Origin of the sequence: Herbiconiux sp. SALV-R1 (genome assembly GCF_013113715.1) — a bacterium.
In the GTDB taxonomy this organism is placed as follows: domain Bacteria; phylum Actinomycetota; class Actinomycetes; order Actinomycetales; family Microbacteriaceae; genus Herbiconiux.
Window position 1 is genome coordinate 3,384,667 of record NZ_CP053344.1, and the last position, 15,870, is coordinate 3,400,536.

At 70.8% G+C, this 15,870-nt stretch carries 14 protein-coding genes; 4 read left to right on the forward strand and 10 right to left on the reverse strand.

All coding sequences use genetic code 11. The annotated features are described in order from the left end of the window. Positions 1-11 precede the first annotated feature (11 nt). The 6 genes from HL652_RS16140 to HL652_RS16165 form a co-directional block, all read right to left on the reverse strand. Positions 12-845 (reverse strand): phosphogluconate dehydrogenase C-terminal domain-containing protein, encoded by an 834-nt coding sequence (locus HL652_RS16140; protein WP_171706255.1) that lies wholly within the window; start codon positions 843-845, stop codon positions 12-14. Beyond that, positions 842-2,260: a four-carbon acid sugar kinase family protein gene (locus HL652_RS16145; protein WP_171706256.1), complete on the reverse strand. Its 1,419-nt coding sequence runs from the start codon at positions 2,258-2,260 to the stop codon at positions 842-844. Before HL652_RS16145 ends, HL652_RS16140 begins: the two co-directional genes overlap by 4 nt. Beyond that, positions 2,257-3,249: an ABC transporter permease gene (locus HL652_RS16150; protein WP_171706257.1), complete on the reverse strand. Its 993-nt coding sequence runs from the start codon at positions 3,247-3,249 to the stop codon at positions 2,257-2,259. The genes HL652_RS16145 and HL652_RS16150 overlap by 4 nt, the downstream gene beginning before the upstream one ends. Beyond that, complete coding sequence (locus HL652_RS16155; protein ID WP_171706258.1) at positions 3,249-4,823, reverse strand: sugar ABC transporter ATP-binding protein; 1,575 nt, start codon at positions 4,821-4,823, stop codon at positions 3,249-3,251. Before HL652_RS16155 ends, HL652_RS16150 begins: the two co-directional genes overlap by 1 nt. After that, positions 4,820-5,926 (reverse strand): ABC transporter permease, encoded by a 1,107-nt coding sequence (locus HL652_RS16160; protein WP_171706259.1) that lies wholly within the window; start codon positions 5,924-5,926, stop codon positions 4,820-4,822. The genes HL652_RS16155 and HL652_RS16160 overlap by 4 nt, the downstream gene beginning before the upstream one ends. Positions 5,927-6,011: 85 nt before the next feature. Then, positions 6,012-7,079, reverse strand: a complete 1,068-nt coding sequence (locus HL652_RS16165; RefSeq protein ID WP_216603915.1) for a sugar ABC transporter substrate-binding protein — start codon at positions 7,077-7,079, stop codon at positions 6,012-6,014. Between the two features lie 197 nt (positions 7,080-7,276). On the opposite strand from HL652_RS16165, the gene HL652_RS16170 reads away from it, so the two are divergent. Next, on the forward strand, positions 7,277-7,996 hold the full coding sequence (locus tag HL652_RS16170; RefSeq protein ID WP_171706260.1) for a FadR/GntR family transcriptional regulator: 720 nt from the start codon (positions 7,277-7,279) through the stop codon (positions 7,994-7,996). Further along, the gene (locus HL652_RS16175) at positions 7,993-8,760 is read left to right on the forward strand and encodes an SDR family NAD(P)-dependent oxidoreductase (protein ID WP_253743349.1); all 768 of its coding nucleotides are present in this window, start codon (positions 7,993-7,995) and stop codon (positions 8,758-8,760) included. Before HL652_RS16170 ends, HL652_RS16175 begins: the two co-directional genes overlap by 4 nt. Positions 8,761-8,838: 78 nt before the next feature. Here HL652_RS16175 and HL652_RS16180 read toward each other — a convergent pair whose 3' ends face one another. Beyond that, complete coding sequence (locus HL652_RS16180) at positions 8,839-10,053, reverse strand: MFS transporter (protein ID WP_253743351.1); 1,215 nt, start codon at positions 10,051-10,053, stop codon at positions 8,839-8,841. A 419-nt stretch (positions 10,054-10,472) separates the two neighbouring features. On the opposite strand from HL652_RS16180, the gene HL652_RS16185 reads away from it, so the two are divergent. Next, positions 10,473-11,486, forward strand: a complete 1,014-nt coding sequence (locus HL652_RS16185; protein ID WP_171706262.1) for an LLM class flavin-dependent oxidoreductase — start codon at positions 10,473-10,475, stop codon at positions 11,484-11,486. An 88-nt stretch (positions 11,487-11,574) separates the two neighbouring features. Here HL652_RS16185 and HL652_RS16190 read toward each other — a convergent pair whose 3' ends face one another. From HL652_RS16190 to HL652_RS16200, 3 genes are all read right to left on the reverse strand, one after another. Continuing rightward, positions 11,575-11,739, reverse strand: a complete 165-nt coding sequence (locus HL652_RS16190; protein ID WP_171706263.1) for a hypothetical protein — start codon at positions 11,737-11,739, stop codon at positions 11,575-11,577. Further along, positions 11,736-11,945 (reverse strand): DUF3072 domain-containing protein, encoded by a 210-nt coding sequence (locus HL652_RS16195; RefSeq protein WP_171707406.1) that lies wholly within the window; start codon positions 11,943-11,945, stop codon positions 11,736-11,738. The genes HL652_RS16190 and HL652_RS16195 overlap by 4 nt, the downstream gene beginning before the upstream one ends. 281 nt (positions 11,946-12,226) lie before the next feature. Continuing rightward, complete coding sequence (locus HL652_RS16200) at positions 12,227-13,051, reverse strand: SGNH/GDSL hydrolase family protein (RefSeq protein ID WP_171706264.1); 825 nt, start codon at positions 13,049-13,051, stop codon at positions 12,227-12,229. 147 nt (positions 13,052-13,198) lie between these two features. Here HL652_RS16200 and purL point away from each other — a divergent pair, with 147 nt between their 5' ends. After that, complete coding sequence (gene purL, locus HL652_RS16205; RefSeq protein WP_253743352.1) at positions 13,199-15,493, forward strand: phosphoribosylformylglycinamidine synthase subunit PurL; 2,295 nt, start codon at positions 13,199-13,201, stop codon at positions 15,491-15,493. Positions 15,494-15,870 lie beyond the last annotated feature (377 nt).

A 15,870-nucleotide genomic window follows, 5' to 3' on the forward strand; every position in this document is an offset into this window, starting at 1 on the left:
CGCGCTCGTGCCTAGTGGTTGACGATCTCGTCGACGCTGGCCGCGATGACCTCGTCGTCGAAGACGCGCTTCCAGTCCTCTTTGAACAGGATGTCCTTCGCGGTCTCGATCGCCTTGAGCGCCCCGTCGGAGAACGGTGAGCCGATCTCGCCGAACACGATGGCGAGCTCGACGTTCACGTGTCCCAGGATGAAGGCGCGGGCGGCCTCCGGCGGCACGCCGCGGCGCACGGCCTCGTCCATCGCCTCCTTGATGATGACGACGCAGGTGGCGGCGGTGGTCTCGGCGAGCACCGGCTCGAGCAGCACCATGTTCTCGACGGTGATGCGGTGGGCGGTGAGTACGGGCGCGAAGAACGCGCGCACCACCTGCTCGGCGCGCTCGTAGTCGGCGTCGGTCCCTGAGATGAGGGCGATCACCACGTCTTGGCGCGCGGCGACGCCGCCGAAGTAGTCGGTCTGCGCGGCCGCCTCGGTCTCGTCGTTGTTGAACACCGAGGGGTGGCAGGGGTGGCAGGCGACGAAGCTCACGTCGTCGCGCTCGGGCAGGTGCCCGGCGTAGGGGGCGGCGGCGTCGAGCACGATGAGGGTGGAGCCCGACTTCATGAGCGGCACGGCCTGCTCGGCGACGACACCGATGCGGTTGTCGGGAACGGCGAGGATGACGACGTCGGCAGCGCCCACCGCCGACTCGAGGCTCGTGGGGGTGCCGCCGCGCTCGGCGAGACGGGCGATGCCGGCTTCGCTCGGCTCGACGAAGAGCAGCTCGTAGTCGGTCTTCAGCAGGTTGTCGGTGAGGCGCGAGCCCATCTTGCCGCCGGCTCCGATGAGGGCGATCGTGGTCATGAGGTTCCTTCCTGAGGGGTTGAGCCCAGCTCGGCGAGCAGGACGAGGTAGTCGGGGTCTCCGATCTGGCCCGCCTTGAGGCACAGTTCGAGGTCGTTGAGCCGGGGGTCGGAGCTGACGGCACGGCACAGCGGCGCGCCCGGTGCGAGCCGGCGCACGAGTCGCAGCGCCTCGATGCCGAGCGCCTTCGCGACGTAGCCGGAGGTGTCGCCGCCGGCGACCACGAGCCGCGGCACGGCGGTGAGGCGCACCACCTCGGCGGTGACCGCGCCGAGGGCGGCGGCGAGGGCGGTGCCGTCGACGGGGGTGGGCGTCGGGGCACCCGTGGGCGCAGCCGCTCCGGGCACCGGGGTGCGCACGAGCACGCGGTCGTGCCGGCCGAGGGCGGCGACCGCGCGGGCGACCGCGTCGGCGCGCGCCGCGGGGCCGCGCTCGGGGTCGACGAGGGCGTGGTCGTCGACCTCGACGAGGGCGAAGCCCGCCGCGAGCGCCACCTCGACCTGCGCCCGGGTCGCGGGGGCGAGCGACCCGACGACGGTCAGCGTCTTCGTCGGTTCCCGCACGGGGAGGGTCTCGGCGGAGCCGCTCCTCCCCCACGCCGCGCCGAGCGCGTACTCGACGCCCGACGAGCCGACCACCCCGACCGCGGTGCCGTTCTCGCGGGCGGTCTCGAGCATCCGGTGCAGTGCCCGGCCGACCTGGCGTTGCGAACCGAGGTCGTCGACGTCGAGCAGCACCACCCCGCCGCTCGCCGCGAGCCGGCCGTCGACGGCACTCGCGACGACCGCGTCGTCTCCGTCGAGCTCGCGCAGATCGACGAGCGCCGACGGCAGCGCCGTCTGGGCGCGCAGGTGCTCGCGCAGATCGGCCTCGTGCATCGGGGTCATCGGATGCACGGTCATCGTCGGATGCCGGTCGAGCCGGTACACCTCGCTGCCGTAGCGGGCGAAGAGGGTGCCGAAAGCGGTGTAGCGGCCGAGCTGCGGCACGCCGACGACGAGCGGCGTGGGCCCGTCGCCCACCTCGGCGCGCAGGAGCTCGGTCGCGCGCCCGATGCTGCCGACCGTGGGCGAGGAGTCGAAGGTCGAGCAGATCTTGTAGTGCACGATCGGTGCACCGAGGGCGTGCAGGGCGCGGAACGCCTGGGGCAGCTCGTCGTCCATCTGCGCCGGGCTCATGGTGCGGCTCACGCCGGCCACGCCGACGGCCCTGATCTCCGGATGCGCGGCCAGCTGCTCCACGGTCGGCGCCTCCAGGAAGAGCAGGGTGGGGAGCCCCGCGTCTTCGAGCGTCTCCATGACGTCGGTCGACCCGGTGAAGTCGTCGCCGTAGAAGGCCACGACGAGCCCGTCGGCTGGTGGGTCGAGCCGCGCGTCGCCCACGCCGCTCTTGCCGCCCGGGGCACCCGCGCTCACGGTGTCAGCTCCTCGGTGCGCTCCGACATCACCACGCGCCGCGTGAGCTTCTCGAGCCGGCCCGTGCGCAGTGCGTCGACGAACACGGCGAGCAGGATGATGCCCGCCTGGATCATCGGCGTGACGTAGAGGTCGACCTGCAGGAACTGCAGCCCCGTCTGGATGAGCTGGATGAGCAGCGCGCCCACCACCGTGCCCGGGAACACCGAGCCCCGACCACCGAAGAGACTCGTGCCACCCAGCACCGCCGCCGCGATGGCGTCGAACTCGTCGCCCGACCCGAAGCCGGGAGCGGCCGTGCGCAACTGCGTCATGGCCACGAAGCTGGCGAGACCGGTGAGCCCGCCCGCGATGACGTAGACGGTGAACAGGATGCGCCGCACCGGGATGCCCGCACGCTCGGCCGCCGCGCGGTCTTCGCCCGTCGCGAGCAGCTGCCGCCCGAACGGCGTGCGGGTCACCACGATGTGGGCCACGAGCACGACGATCGCGAAGATCCACACCGGCAGCGGGATGCCGAGGATCGGCTGCGAGCCGAGCGCCCCGATGACGTCGGGGTAGTTGACTTCGCGCGAGTCGGAGAGCCCGAGCCCGATGCCGCGGAAGACCGTGAGCATCGCGAGGGTGACGATGAACGGGATGACGCGGAGGAAGGAGATGGCGAAGCCGTTCACCGCGCCGAGCACGAGGCCGACACCGATGGCGAGCAGCGGCACCACGAACACCGGGATGGCCGCGGTGTTGATGATCTGACCGACGACGACGGCGACCAGGTAGAGCATCGAACCCACGGAGAGGTCGATGCCCGCCGTCATGAGCACGAGCGTCATGCCCACCGCCACGATGCCGATGTAGGCCGTGCTGCGGGCGATGTTGCCGAGCGTCTGCAGGTCGAAGAAGCGCGGGTCGAGCAGCGAGAAGATGACGAACACGACGACGAGCAGGATGATCGGCACGTTGCCGAGGGCGAGTTGGCGGAGCTTCGACATCAGCGTGCTGCTTCCTGGTCAGAGGGAACGGGGGTGGGGGCGGCGGCCGGCCCGTCGGTGGCAGCCGCCGTGCCCGACTCGCCGAAGGCGGCGCCGAGGATGCGGCGGGCGTCGAACTGCGAGCGGTCGAACTCGCCGACCAGCCGCCCCATCCGCATCACCAGGATGCGGTCGCAGATGCCGATCAGCTCCGGCAGCTCCGACGAGATGACGAGCACCGCGGTGCCCTGGTCGGCGAGCTCCAGCGTGGTGCGGTACACCTCGTACTGCGCCCCCACGTCGACCCCACGGGTGGGTTCGTCGAGGATGAACACGCGCGGCTTCGTGAGCAGCCACTTGGCCAGCACGACCTTCTGCTGGTTGCCGCCCGAGAGCGAGCGCACCGGCGAACGGTCGAGGTCGGCCGACTTCAGCCGCAGTCCGCTGGTCACCTCGGCGACATCGCGGGCCACCGCACGGCGCCTGATGGGGCCGAGCACCCCGCCCGCCCAGCGCTTCAGCGAGGGAAGTGCGGCGTTCGTGATGACGGAGAAGTCCATGAGGAGCCCTTCGCCGCGGCGGTCTTCGGTGACGAAGGAGAGCCCGCGTGCGATGCGCGACCGGGTGGAGCGCTGCGAGAGGTCGGTTCCGTCGATGGTGACCGTGCCGCGGTCGACCGGGTCGAGCCCGTAGACCATCCTGGCCAGCTCGGTGCGGCCGGCGCCCATGAGGCCGAACAGGCCCACGACCTCGCCGGAGTGCACGGTGAGGTCGATGCCGTCGACGACGCCCTTCGCCGAGAGGTCGGAGACCTCGAGCACGGGCGTGCGCTCGGCGTGCCCCTCGCGGGAGGGGAAGCGGTTGTCGAGGCTGCGGCCGACCATCAGGGTGATCACCTCGCTCACCGGCAGTTCGGCCTCGGGCCGCACGTCGACGAGGGCTCCGTCGCGCATGATCGCGATGCGATCGGAGAGCCGCTTGATGTCTTCGAGGATGTGGGAGACGTAGATGATCGAGGTGCCGCGCTCGGTGAGCTGCCCGATCAGCTCGAACAGCCGCGCGGTCTCGCGCGAGGTGAGCGAGGTGGTGGGCTCGTCGAGGATGACGAGCTTCGGGTCGCCGACCGCCGCCTTGGCGATCTCGAGCATCTGCCGCTGGCCGGGGCTCAGGTCTTCGACGAGGGCCGACGGCGAGAACGGCAGGTCCATCAGGGCGAGCGCCTCCCGCGCCCTGGCCCGGGCGGCGCGCTTGTCGGTGAAGACGCCGAGCCGGCGCGGGTAGCCGGTGAGGAACATGTTGTCGGCGACCGTGAGCGGCGCGAACAGGTTGAGCTCCTGGTGCACGTGGGCGATGCCCACCTTGCGGGCCTCGGCCGGGCTGCGCGGTTCGTAGCGTTCGCCGTCGACCCAGAGCGAGCCGGAGTCGGGCTGCAGCACACCCCCGACGATGTTCATGAGGGTGCTCTTGCCCGCGCCGTTCTCGCCCACGAGGCCGAGCACCTCGCCGGCGCCGAGCTCGAGGCTCAGGTGCTTGTTGACGGTGACGCCGTAGAAGCTGTGCGAGACGTCGTCGATGCGCAGGCGCGGTTCGGTCATCGTGTGCCTCCCAGGATGCGGTTGCGCACCACGTCGAGCAGCGCCGCCGCCACGATGACGAGGCCCTTGACGATGAAGACGACGGTGAACGGCAGGTTGAGCAGATTGAGGCTGTTCGACAGCACGACGAAGAACAGGGCCCCGAGGGCGGCGCCGAGCACGGAGCCCTTGCCGCCGAACAGCGAGACACCGCCGATGACCGCCGCGCCGATGACGTCGAGCAGGAGGTCGTCGGCGAGCGTGGGCCGGCCGGCCTCGAGCCTGGTGGAGTAGAGCACGCCGCCGATCGTGGCGAACACACCGGAAAGCGCGTAGGCGAGCACGACGACCCGGCGGTAGGGCACGCCCGAGATGATGGCGGTGTCGCGGCTGGTGCCCGCGGCGTAGAGCCAGGCGCCGAACGGCGTCTTGCTCAGCACGAAGTGGGCGGCGACGCCGAGCACCACGGCGATGATCGCCGGAACGGTGAGGGCGCCCCAGATGCGGCCCTGGCCGATCGCGATGTACTCCTCCGGCAGGTTGGGCACGTTCTCGCTGCGGGTGAGCCACACGGCGACGGCGCTGAACAGCAGCATGGTGCCGAGCGTCACCATGAACGGCGGCATCTTGAGCCGCGCGATGAGCAGGCCGTTCACGGTGCCGAGCACCGCGCCGATGACGACCATGAGCACGACGGCGAGCGCGATGCCACCGCCCCCGCCGAGTGGTCCGCCATCCGGCCCCACCACGGAGCCCCAGAGGGCCGACTTGTCGAAGAGCGAGGGTTCCAGCGCCTGCGTCACGAGCAGGGCGCCGACGGTGTTGGTGAGGTTGATGATGGCCGACTGGGCCAGGTCGATGCCGGCGAGCACGAGCACGAAGGTCTGCCCGATGACGATGATGGCCAGCGGCCAGAAGTTCGACAGCACGTTGAGGGCGTTGCGCTCCGAGAGGAGGCCCTGGGCGAAGGGTGCCATGGCGACGATGTAGACGACGATGAGGATGGCGACGAAGCCTTCGCCGGCGAAGAGACGGCGGAGCACGGCCCCGCGCCTCGCCCGGGCGGCGGCGCCGGGCGGCGGTGGCGCGGCGGGGGCGCTCTCGACGGGTGGTGCAGCGGTCACGACGGATTCCTTCCGGAGGGAACGAGGGGGGCGCCGGCGCCCGGTGCAGAGCATCCGGGCGCCGGCGGGGTGGCGGTGAGGCCGATCAGCTGCTCGGGGGCGTGATGACGCAGCCCCACATGTCCTTCTCGCGCTCGTCGAAGTTCGCCGAGGTGAGCGCGAAGCCGGGGTCGACGATGGTGTCGTCGGGGTCGGTCTCGCCGTCGGCGATCGCGGTGCCGAGGGCCTCGAGCAGGGAGGAGGCCTCGTAGAACAGGTCTTGCACACCGGTGGCGTCGACGTAGCCGTCGCGGATGAGGCCGCAGGCGCGGTTGTCTCCGTCGAGGCCGCCCATCAGCACGTGCCCTTCCTCACCGACCGGCTTCCACTTGCCGAGGGGCTCCAGCACCGCCTGGATCTGCGGGAACAGGAAGTCGCTCGAGGTGAACAGCACGTCGATGTCGGGGTTGGCCTGGACGGCGGCCTGCAGGTTCGCCTGGCCGGTCGCTGCATCCCAGTTGGTCTGCACCTCGATGGGGGTGAGGAACAGGTCGGGGTTCGCGTCGATCACCTCGTAGAAGCCGTTGCGGCGCTCGACGGCGTTCTGGTCGCTGAGGTTGCCCACCATGATGAGCGGCTGCACCTTGCGGCCGAGCTTCGCCGCCTCGTCGGCGAGGTACTGCGTGGTCTGGGCGGCGACGTCGCGGTTGTCGGCGACCGCGACGATCGCTGCACCGTCCTCGGTGGCCGGCGGCCGGTTGAAGATGCCGATCGGGATGTCGGCGTCGTTCGCCTCCTTGATGATCGTGTTCGCGCTCGAGCCGTCCTCGGGGATCACGACGATGCCGTCGACGCCCTGCGTGATGCAGTCGCGCACCTGCTCGAGCTGACGGTTGGGGTCTTCGTTCGAGTTGTGCTCGATGACGGTGGCGTTGGCGGCCTTCAGCGAGTCGCTGATCGACTTGATGCCCGCCGCCCAGAACTCGGTCTCGCTGCCGGAGAAGCCGAAGCAGATGCGCTTGCCGCTGAGGTCGGCGCCGACCTCGACGCTGATGTCTTCGGTGGCGGCGCCGGTGCTGGTGCCGCCTCCGCCGGTGGTGGTGCCGCAGGCGCTGAGAGTGGTGACGAGGGCGAGGGCTGCTACCCCTGCCATCGCAGTGCGGAATCGTGTCACGAGGCCTCCTTGACTCGGGGATGCGACGAACCATCTCGTCGCTGGTACGAGAGAACTTAGCCAGGTTGGAGCAATTTAAGCAAGCCATAGCTGGGATGCGCGCATCCGCTGACCTGTTGCGGCATTTGGTATACCAAGTGCATGGTAGTGTTCGAGCGAGATCATCGATGATGATGAGACCCGAGGAAGGTGGACAGATGGCAGAGTTCGTGCCCCTGATGCGGCAGCCGTCGCTCGCGGTGCGCGTCACCGAGGAGTTGCTCGAGGCGATCGCCGCGGGTCGCTTCCGGCCCGGTGAGCGGCTTCCGAGCGAACGCGACATGAGCGACCAGTTCGGGGTGTCGCGCACGGTCATCCGCGAGGCGGTTCGTGGGCTCCACGCCAAGGGCGTGCTCGAGATCACCACGGGCAAGGGCGTGCAGATCGCCACCGTCTCGTCGAGCAGGGTCACCGAGGCGCTCGAGCTGTACCTGCGCGGGGCGCAGTCGCAGGAGATCATCAAGCCGGTGCACATCGCCGAGGTGCGCGAGACGCTCGAGACCAGGCTGGTGGAGATCGCGTGCGAGCGCGCCACCGCCGACGACCTCGCGGCCATCGAGCGCGAGCACGAGCTCATGTCGGCGGCCGCCGACCCCGAGACGGCGGCACGGCACGACGCCGAGTTCCACCGGCTGCTCGCGGTCGCCACCCACAACGCGCTCTACCTCACCCTGGTCGAGTCGATCAACGCGACGATGCGCACCATCCGTGCGAACAGCTTCACCGTGGAGGGCCGGCTCGCCGTCGCCCTCGAGGAGCACGAGGCCGTGCTGAACGCCGTGCGAGCCCGCGACGCGGCAGCGAGCCGGGAGGCCATGCAGCGGCACCTCGACGACTCGCAGAAGTTCTACGGTCGGGGTTCGGGGGCGACTTCGTGAGCGGGGAGCTCGTGGGAGGCCGGCTTGCGGGGAAGGTCGCCGTCGTCACGGGTGCCGCCTCGGGGATCGGGCTGGCGACCGCGCTGCGCTTCGCCGAGGAGGGCGCCGAGGTGCACGGCCTCGACCGCGACGCCGACCGGCTGGCGGAGGGGTTCTCATCGACGGAGCACGTGCATCCGCTGGTCGCCGACATCACCGACGAAGTGTCGGTCTCCGACGCCTTCGACGCGGTGCTCGCCCGGCACGGGAGGCTCGATGCCGTCGTCGCCAACGCCGGCGTGCAGTTGTTCGGGCACGACGCCGCCATCGCCGACCTCGACCTCGCCGTCTGGCAGCGCACCGTCGACATCAACTTCACTGGAACCTTCCTCACGATGAAGTATGCGGTTCGGGGAATGCTCGCGACCGGCGGGGCGATCCTGGTCACGGGGAGCCCGACCGGACTGACCGGAGAGGGCGGCGGGTTCACCGCCTACTCGGCCACGAAGGCCGGTGGGTTCGGGCTCGTGCGCACGGTGGCGGCCGATTATGCCAAGGCGGGCATCCGTGTGAACAGCGTGGTTCCGGGGTTCACCACGACGCCCCTCGTCACGGCCATCTCCGACAATGAGGAGCAGCGGGCGGGCATCGTCTCACGCGTGCCGCTCGGTCGGCCCGGCACCCCGGAAGACGTCGCGGGGATGATGGTGTACCTGGCGTCTGACGAGGCGGCGTTCACGACCGGCAGCACGTACTTCATCGACGGGGGCATGAGCACGCTCTGAGGGGCGCGCGGGCGGGGCGGGGCGGGGCGCGGCGCGCGGCGACCGCCCGCGGCTCGCTGCTCGCGGCCCGCTGCCGGCTCAGGCGGCGGTGGCGACGCGCCCGCGCGGCATGCGGAGCGCGAACAGCGACGCCGCCGCCATCAGCACCACGGCCGACCCGAACGCCGCCTCGAAGCCGAAGGCGTCGACGAGCAGGCCCGCCACGAGCGGGCCGGCGATGGCCCCCGCGTCGCCGAACGCCTCGAACACCGCGACGGGCTGGCCGCCGCGGGCACCCGCGGCATCGCCCACGGCGGCGGCGGGCGCGGTGCCCATGAAGGCGGCGGCGACGCCGTAGACGCACAGAAGCAGCACGAGCATCCAGAGTTCGGTCACGAAGGGGATGGCCACCATCACCACCGCGCCCACGGCGAAGGCCGCGACGATCGCGGGGCGACGGCCCACGGCGTCGACGAAGCGGCCGGCGGGCAGGAGTGCCAGCGTCTGGGCGACGGCCGCTATCGCGAAGGCGACGCCGGTCCACGCGGGTTCGCCGTGCAGCACCTCCACCACGAGCACCGGGATGAGCGCACTCCTCACCCCCATCGCCGCCCACCCCTGCGCGAGGTTCGACAGCAGGGCGGACTGGTAGCGGGCGTCGCCCAGCACCTCGCGGAAGGGGCGGAGCGGGATCGTGCCCACCGCATCCGCCGTCCGGTCGTGGCGGCGCAGCAGCGCGAGTCCGACGGCACCGGCGACGACGAGGGTGCCGGCGTAGAAGAAGAAGGGGGCGTGCAGCGAGATGCCCGAGAGCAGACCGCCCACCGCCGGGCCCGCCATGCCCCCGATGAGGAACCCGCCCTGATAGAAGCCGACCGCGCGACCACGCGTGCCGGGGTCTGACGAGGCGAGGAGGAGGGTCATCGCGGCAACGGTGAACATGGCCGAGCCGATGCCGCCCGCTCCACGCAGGAGCAGCACCTGCAGGTACGAGTCGGCGAGGCCGACCAGCGCGCTCGAGACGGCGACGATGCCGATGCCCACCGCGAGAACGACGCGTTCGCCGGCGACGTCGAGCAGCTTGCCCACGAACGGGTTGGCGATGAGCCGCATCACGGCGAACGCCGACACCACGGCGCCCACCTCGAGGTAGCCCACTCCGAAGCTCCGCACGTAGACGGGCAGCACGGGGATGACCACGCCGAAGCCGAGCATCACGAAGAACGCGACGACCCCCAGTACCACGACGTCGCGGGGCAGAGCGGGCGCCCCGCCCCAGAGGAGGCGGCGCAGGCGGTCGGATGCTCGGGTCACCGAACAAGCGTAGGAGACGCGGGCGGGGCGACGCGCCGGGAGACACAGAAGGAGGCGCGTGCGGCGGGTTTCGGGGAAAACCCAGGGTGTTGCCGCACGCGCCTCGGCGGCATATGGGGGTTGCCGCCGACGATCCACGGTCGGGGTCTCCGTGATCGCCAGGTCTGTGTTCGTGAGTGACACTACTAGCGGGCGGCGGCCCGATCGAGTGCCTCCCAGGGAGCGCATGCAGCGCTCCTCCGCCTGTGCCGTGATGTGGAATTGCTGCTCGTGACCAGGCCTTTTGTCGCGCACCGCGCATCCGTCGGCCCGGGATCTTGAGCCGGGCCTGAGCCGTTCTTGATGGAAACCTCAGGCAATCCTGCGCCAACGTCGAGCGGCGGTGCCGGCCGGGCCCGCGTCGGGCCTACCCTCGAAGAGTGCCCGACTCCTCCACAGCGCTCCGCAGACTCGGCTTCCTCACCATCGGACTGTTCGATCCGGCCGACCCTGCCGCCGGCCACGAGACCACTCTCGAGATCATCGAGCACGGCGAGCGCCTCGGGTTCGACAGTGCGTGGGTGCGTCAGCGGCACCTCCAGTACGGTATCTCGTCGCCGACCGCTGTGCTCGCCGCGGCCACGCAGCGCACCAGCCGCATCGAGCTGGGCACGGCGGTGGTGCCGATCGGCGCCGAGAACCCGTTCCGGCTGGCCGAAGACTTCGGCACGGTCGACGTGCTCTCGCGCGGTCGCCTCAACCCGGGTTTCTCGGCCGGCGTGCCGATGAACTTCGACAGCTACCGCGACGCGATCTATCCCACCACCGCCGAGCACGAAGACTTCGACTACAGCAGGCTGCTGCGCTTCCGCGACCTCGTGCGCGGTGACGTCGCGAGCGACTTCGAGGGCCGGCAGGGCATCGAGGTGTTCGCGAACACGGTGCAGCCGCACGCCGCCGGGCTCGCCGAGCGCCTCTGGTACGGCGGGGGCAGCACCCGGTCGGCGGTGTGGGCGGGCAAGAACGGCTTCCACCTGCTCACCTCGAGCGTGGTGCAGGGCGAGCTCGGCGACGACTTCGCCGAGAACCAGCTCGCGCAGGTGCGCGCCTACCGGGCGGCCGGGGGTGCGCGGGTGTCGCAGGGGCTCGTGGTCATCCCCACCGACTCGGCGACGCCGGCGCAGCGCGCGCGGTACGAAGAGTACGTCGCGAGCCGGTCGGCGCGGGTGGGGGTGCCGCACGGCCCGAAGCGGATGCTGTTCGCCCGCGACCTCGTCGGCACCTCCGCCGAGATCGCCGACACGCTGCACGCCGATCCGGCGTTCCGCGAGATCGACGAGGTCGCATTCGCGCTGCCGTTCTCGTTCGAGCACGACGACTACCTGCAACTGCTCGGCGACATCGCCGGGCGCCTCGGGCCCGAGCTGGGGTGGCGGCCGGCCGCCGCCCACTGACGGGGCGCCGCTGCACGTTCTTACGGACAAAGTCCGTGAAGACTGCAGTTGTCACGGACTTTGTCCGTAAGAACGTGGTGGGCTGGGCTCAGCGCTCTCCGGTGCGGTTCTCGCCGACGGCTCGGATGCTGCGGAGGTCGTCGGCGAGCTCCGACTCCGGTGTCGGGGCTGTCGTCTCGTGCTCGTCGTCGTGCGCGGTCGTCAGCGAGGTCTTCGACGGGTCGACAGCATCCGTCTCGTGGGGGTGGCTCATGCGCCGCGGCCCGTCTTCTGCTGCAGACGATCGATGTGCTCGGAGGCCTCGGCCTTGGTGAGGTCGGCCGGCAGCTCCTCCCCCGCCTCACGGGCCAGGGTGTCGAGGTAGCTCTTCTGCGGGCCGGTCATCGGCTCGTCGCCCGTCACCCACTCGCTCGGGTCTTTGCTGGCCGGCTCGGCAGGATCGGGCCGCTCGCCACCCAGCGTCTCCTGCTGCGGCTCGTCGGCCTCGGCACCCTCGCCCGGCGCGGTCGCCAGGGCGTCGTCGCCGGCGCCCGCGGTGGTGGGATCGTACTGCTCGTCGTTCTGCTGCTCGTCGCTCATGCCGAGGAGCGTACGCCGCTCCCCATCACCCGCCAGGGGTTGCCGCCCCGGGTTCCTCGTGCCGGTTGCCGCCCGCCGGCGCCCACCACGTTCTTACGGACAAAGTCCGTGAAGATCTCGGTTATCACGGACTTTGTCCGCAAGAACGCGTCGACGGCGAGTCAGGAGGCGCGGCGGAGGCGGCGGTCGAGGGCCGGCACGAAGGCCGCGGCCCAGACGCGGTAGCCGCGGTCGTTGGGGTGGAAGAGGTCGCCCGCGAACTGGGTCGTCACGCCCCAGAGTCCCTGCCGCTCGGTGAGCGCGTGCAGCGGAACCACCTCGAGCCCCGCCCGGTCGGCGGCGGCCCGCAGCAGGCGGTTGGCCGCGCGGGCCTTCTTCTCGCCCGGCAGGAAGTAGAAGCTGGGGATGTCGGCGACCACCGCATCCGGAGCGAGCGCTGCAACACCCGTCAGCAGCCGCGCGATCTCAGTACGGAAGCGCGCCGGGTCGAACTCGGCCATGTCGTTCGCGCCGACGGCGACGGTCACGATGTCGGGCCGGCGACCGGATGCTCCTCCCTCGCCGTTCACGATGCGCTCGAGCCTCGGCAGCTGCTGGTCGAGGGCCTCCCGCAGGCGAGCGCCCGACACGGCGAGGTTGATGACGCGCACGGGCCGGCCGGTGCGCTCGCGGAGGTGCCGGAAGAGGAACCCGACGTAGCCGTGGGAGGGCCGGCTCGCGCCGATGCCCTGCGCGGCGGAGTCGCCGAGGGCGACGTAGAGCAGCTCGTTCTCCCGGGCGGGCTTCGCGGCGTGGTCGCGCCAGTAGGAGGAGTGGATGGGGATGGCGTCGGAGAGGCGCCCGCGCCAGTGGTGCTGGCGGCGGGAGAGGTAGTTCGCCCAGGCGGCGATGCCTCCTGCGGCCGCGAGCGATGACGCAGCGACGGCGATCACTCGGGGGGCGCGCGAGCGGCGGGGCTTCGGGAACGGGCTCGTCCGGCGGGGCATGTCGCAACCCTATGACGGGCGGTGGCTTCTCCACAGGCCGGGTGGAGCGCATCCGTTCTGCACAGGTGGTTGCGACCGGCAGGCCGGGGGTACACGCCCGGTAGAATCGAGGCGTATCCCACCCCGCACGTCAAGGAGCTTCGCCGCGTGAGCACTGCCGATACCGTCGAGAACGCCATCGCGACCCCCGAGCGGGAACAGCCCTACGAGGCCCTCGGGCTGAAGAGCGACGAGTACGCGAAGATCAAGGAGATCCTCGGGCGACGGCCCACGAGCGGCGAGCTCGCGATGTATTCGGTGATGTGGAGCGAGCACTGCTCGTACAAGTCGTCGAAGATCTATCTGCGGCAGTTCGGCCAGAAGGTCACCCCCGCCATGAAGAAGAACCTCATGGTCGGCATGGGCGAGAACGCCGGCGTCGTCGACGTGGGCGAGGGCTGGGCCGTCACCTTCAAGGTGGAGTCGCACAACCACCCCTCTTACATCGAGCCCTTCCAGGGCGCGGCCACCGGCGTCGGCGGCATCGTGCGCGACATCATCTCCATGGGCGCCCGGCCGGTCGCCGTGATGGACCAGCTGCGCTTCGGCAAGATCGACGAGCCCGACACGGCGCGCGTCGTGCACGGCGTCACGAGCGGCATCTCGTTCTACGGCAACTGCCTCGGCCTGCCCAACATCGGCGGCGAGACCTACTTCGACCCGGTGTACCAGGGCAACCCGCTGGTGAACGCGCTCTCGGTGGGTGTGCTGCGGCACGAAGACCTGCACCTCGCGAACGCCCGCGGCGTGGGCAACAAGGTCGTGCTGTTCGGTGCGCGCACCGGCGGCGACGGCATCGGCGGCGCCTCCATCCTCGCCTCCGACACCTTCTCGGCCGGCGGGCCCACCAAGCGGCCCGCGGTGCAGGTGGGCGACCCGTTCGCCGAGAAGGTGCTCATCGAGTGCTGCCTCGAGCTGTTCGCGGGAGAGCTGGTCGAGGGCATCCAAGACCTCGGCGCCGCGGGCATCTCGTGCGCCACCAGCGAGCTCGCCTCCAACGGCGACGGCGGCATGTTCATCGAGCTCGACAAGGTGCTGCTGCGCGACCCGTCGCTCACCGCCGAGGAGATCCTCATGTCGGAGAGCCAGGAGCGCATGATGGCGGTGGTGCAGCCGTCGAAGCTCGACGGGTTCCTCGCGGTCACGGCGAAGTGGGATGTGGAGACCAGCGTGCTCGGTGAGGTCACCGACACGGGGCGCCTCGTCATCAACTGGCACGGCGAAGAGATCGTCAACGTCGAGCCGCGCACCGTGGCTGTCGACGGGCCCGTCTACGAGCGGCCCGTCGCCTACCCGGCCTGGATCGACGAGCTGCAGGCCGACTCCGCATCGCGCCTCCCCCGCTCGACCGATGGCGCTGCGCTTCGCGACGAGTTCCTCCAGGTGGTGGGCTCGCCGAATATGGCATCGAAGGAGTGGATCACCAACCAGTACGACCGGTACGTACTCGGCAACACGGCGCTGTCGTTCCCCGACGACGGCGGCATGATCCGGGTCGACGAGGAGTCGGGGCTCGGCTTCGCGCTCGCCTCCGACGCCAACGGCCGGTACTGCCAGCTCGACCCGTACCGCGGCGCGCAGCTGGCGCTTGCGGAGGCCTACCGCAACGTCGCCGTCACCGGCGCCACCCCGGTCGCCGTCTCCGACTGCCTCAACTTCGGCTCGCCCGAGAACCCCGAGGTGATGTGGCAGTTCTCGAAGGCCGTCGAAGGGCTGGCCGACGGATGCTTGGAGCTCGAGATCCCGGTGACGGGCGGCAACGTGTCGTTCTACAACCAGACGGGGTCGCAGCCCATCCACCCCACGCCCGTGGTCGCCGTGCTCGGTGTGATCGACGACGTCGCACGCCGCGTGCCGTCGGGGTGGCAAGACGAGGGGTCGAACCTCTACCTCCTGGGCACCACCCGCTCCGAGCTCGACGGCTCGGCCTGGGCCGGAGTCGTGCACGGGCACCTCGGCGGCCTGCCGCCCGAGGTGTCGCTGCCCGGCGAGGCCGCGCTCGGCGAGCTGCTGCGCGCCGGCGCGCTCGAGGGTCTCATCGACTCGGCGCACGATCTCTCCGACGGCGGGCTCGCCCAGACCCTCGCCGAGTCGGTGCTGCGCTTCGGCATCGGGGCGCGGGTGTGGCTCGACGAGATCGTCGAGCGCGACGGCGTCTCGGTCTCCGACGCGCTGTTCAGCGAGTCGACCGGTCGTGTGCTGGTCGCGGTGCCCCGCGAAGACGACGTGAAGTTCAAGGGTCTCGCGGCAGGCCGCGGCATCCCGCTGCTGCGCATCGGTGTCACCGACGCGCTCTCGGGTTCGCTCGAGGTGCAGGGGCTCTTCGAGGTGCCCATCCCCGAGCTCGCCGGCATCCACAGCGCCACCCTCCCCGAGCACTTCGGCCCCGTCGTCGGCGGGTGACCCGCGCTGCGCGTCCTTGCGCGGCTGCGCGGGGTGGGTGGGAGTGGGGTTCGCGCGAGCGGGCGAGTGGGTGCCTTCCCGAGCGAAGAACGGTCGCGCAAAACGCTCTCAAAGCGCGCTGAAGGAGCACTTTGCGCGACCAACCCGCCTGGCAGGCGTGGGCGTGCACATCGTGGAGCATCTCGCACTGATGCTGCGTGCACTCCCGGGCGGCGCACTTCGCACTTAGTCGCGCAAACTGCTCTCAAGACGCGCTGAAAGAGCACTCTGCGCGACCAACCCGCCTGGCAGGCTGGGGAGCGCACAGCTTGGAGCATTTCGCACTGATGCTGCGTGCCCTCCTGGGCGGTGCACTTCGCACTCAGTCGCGCAAACTG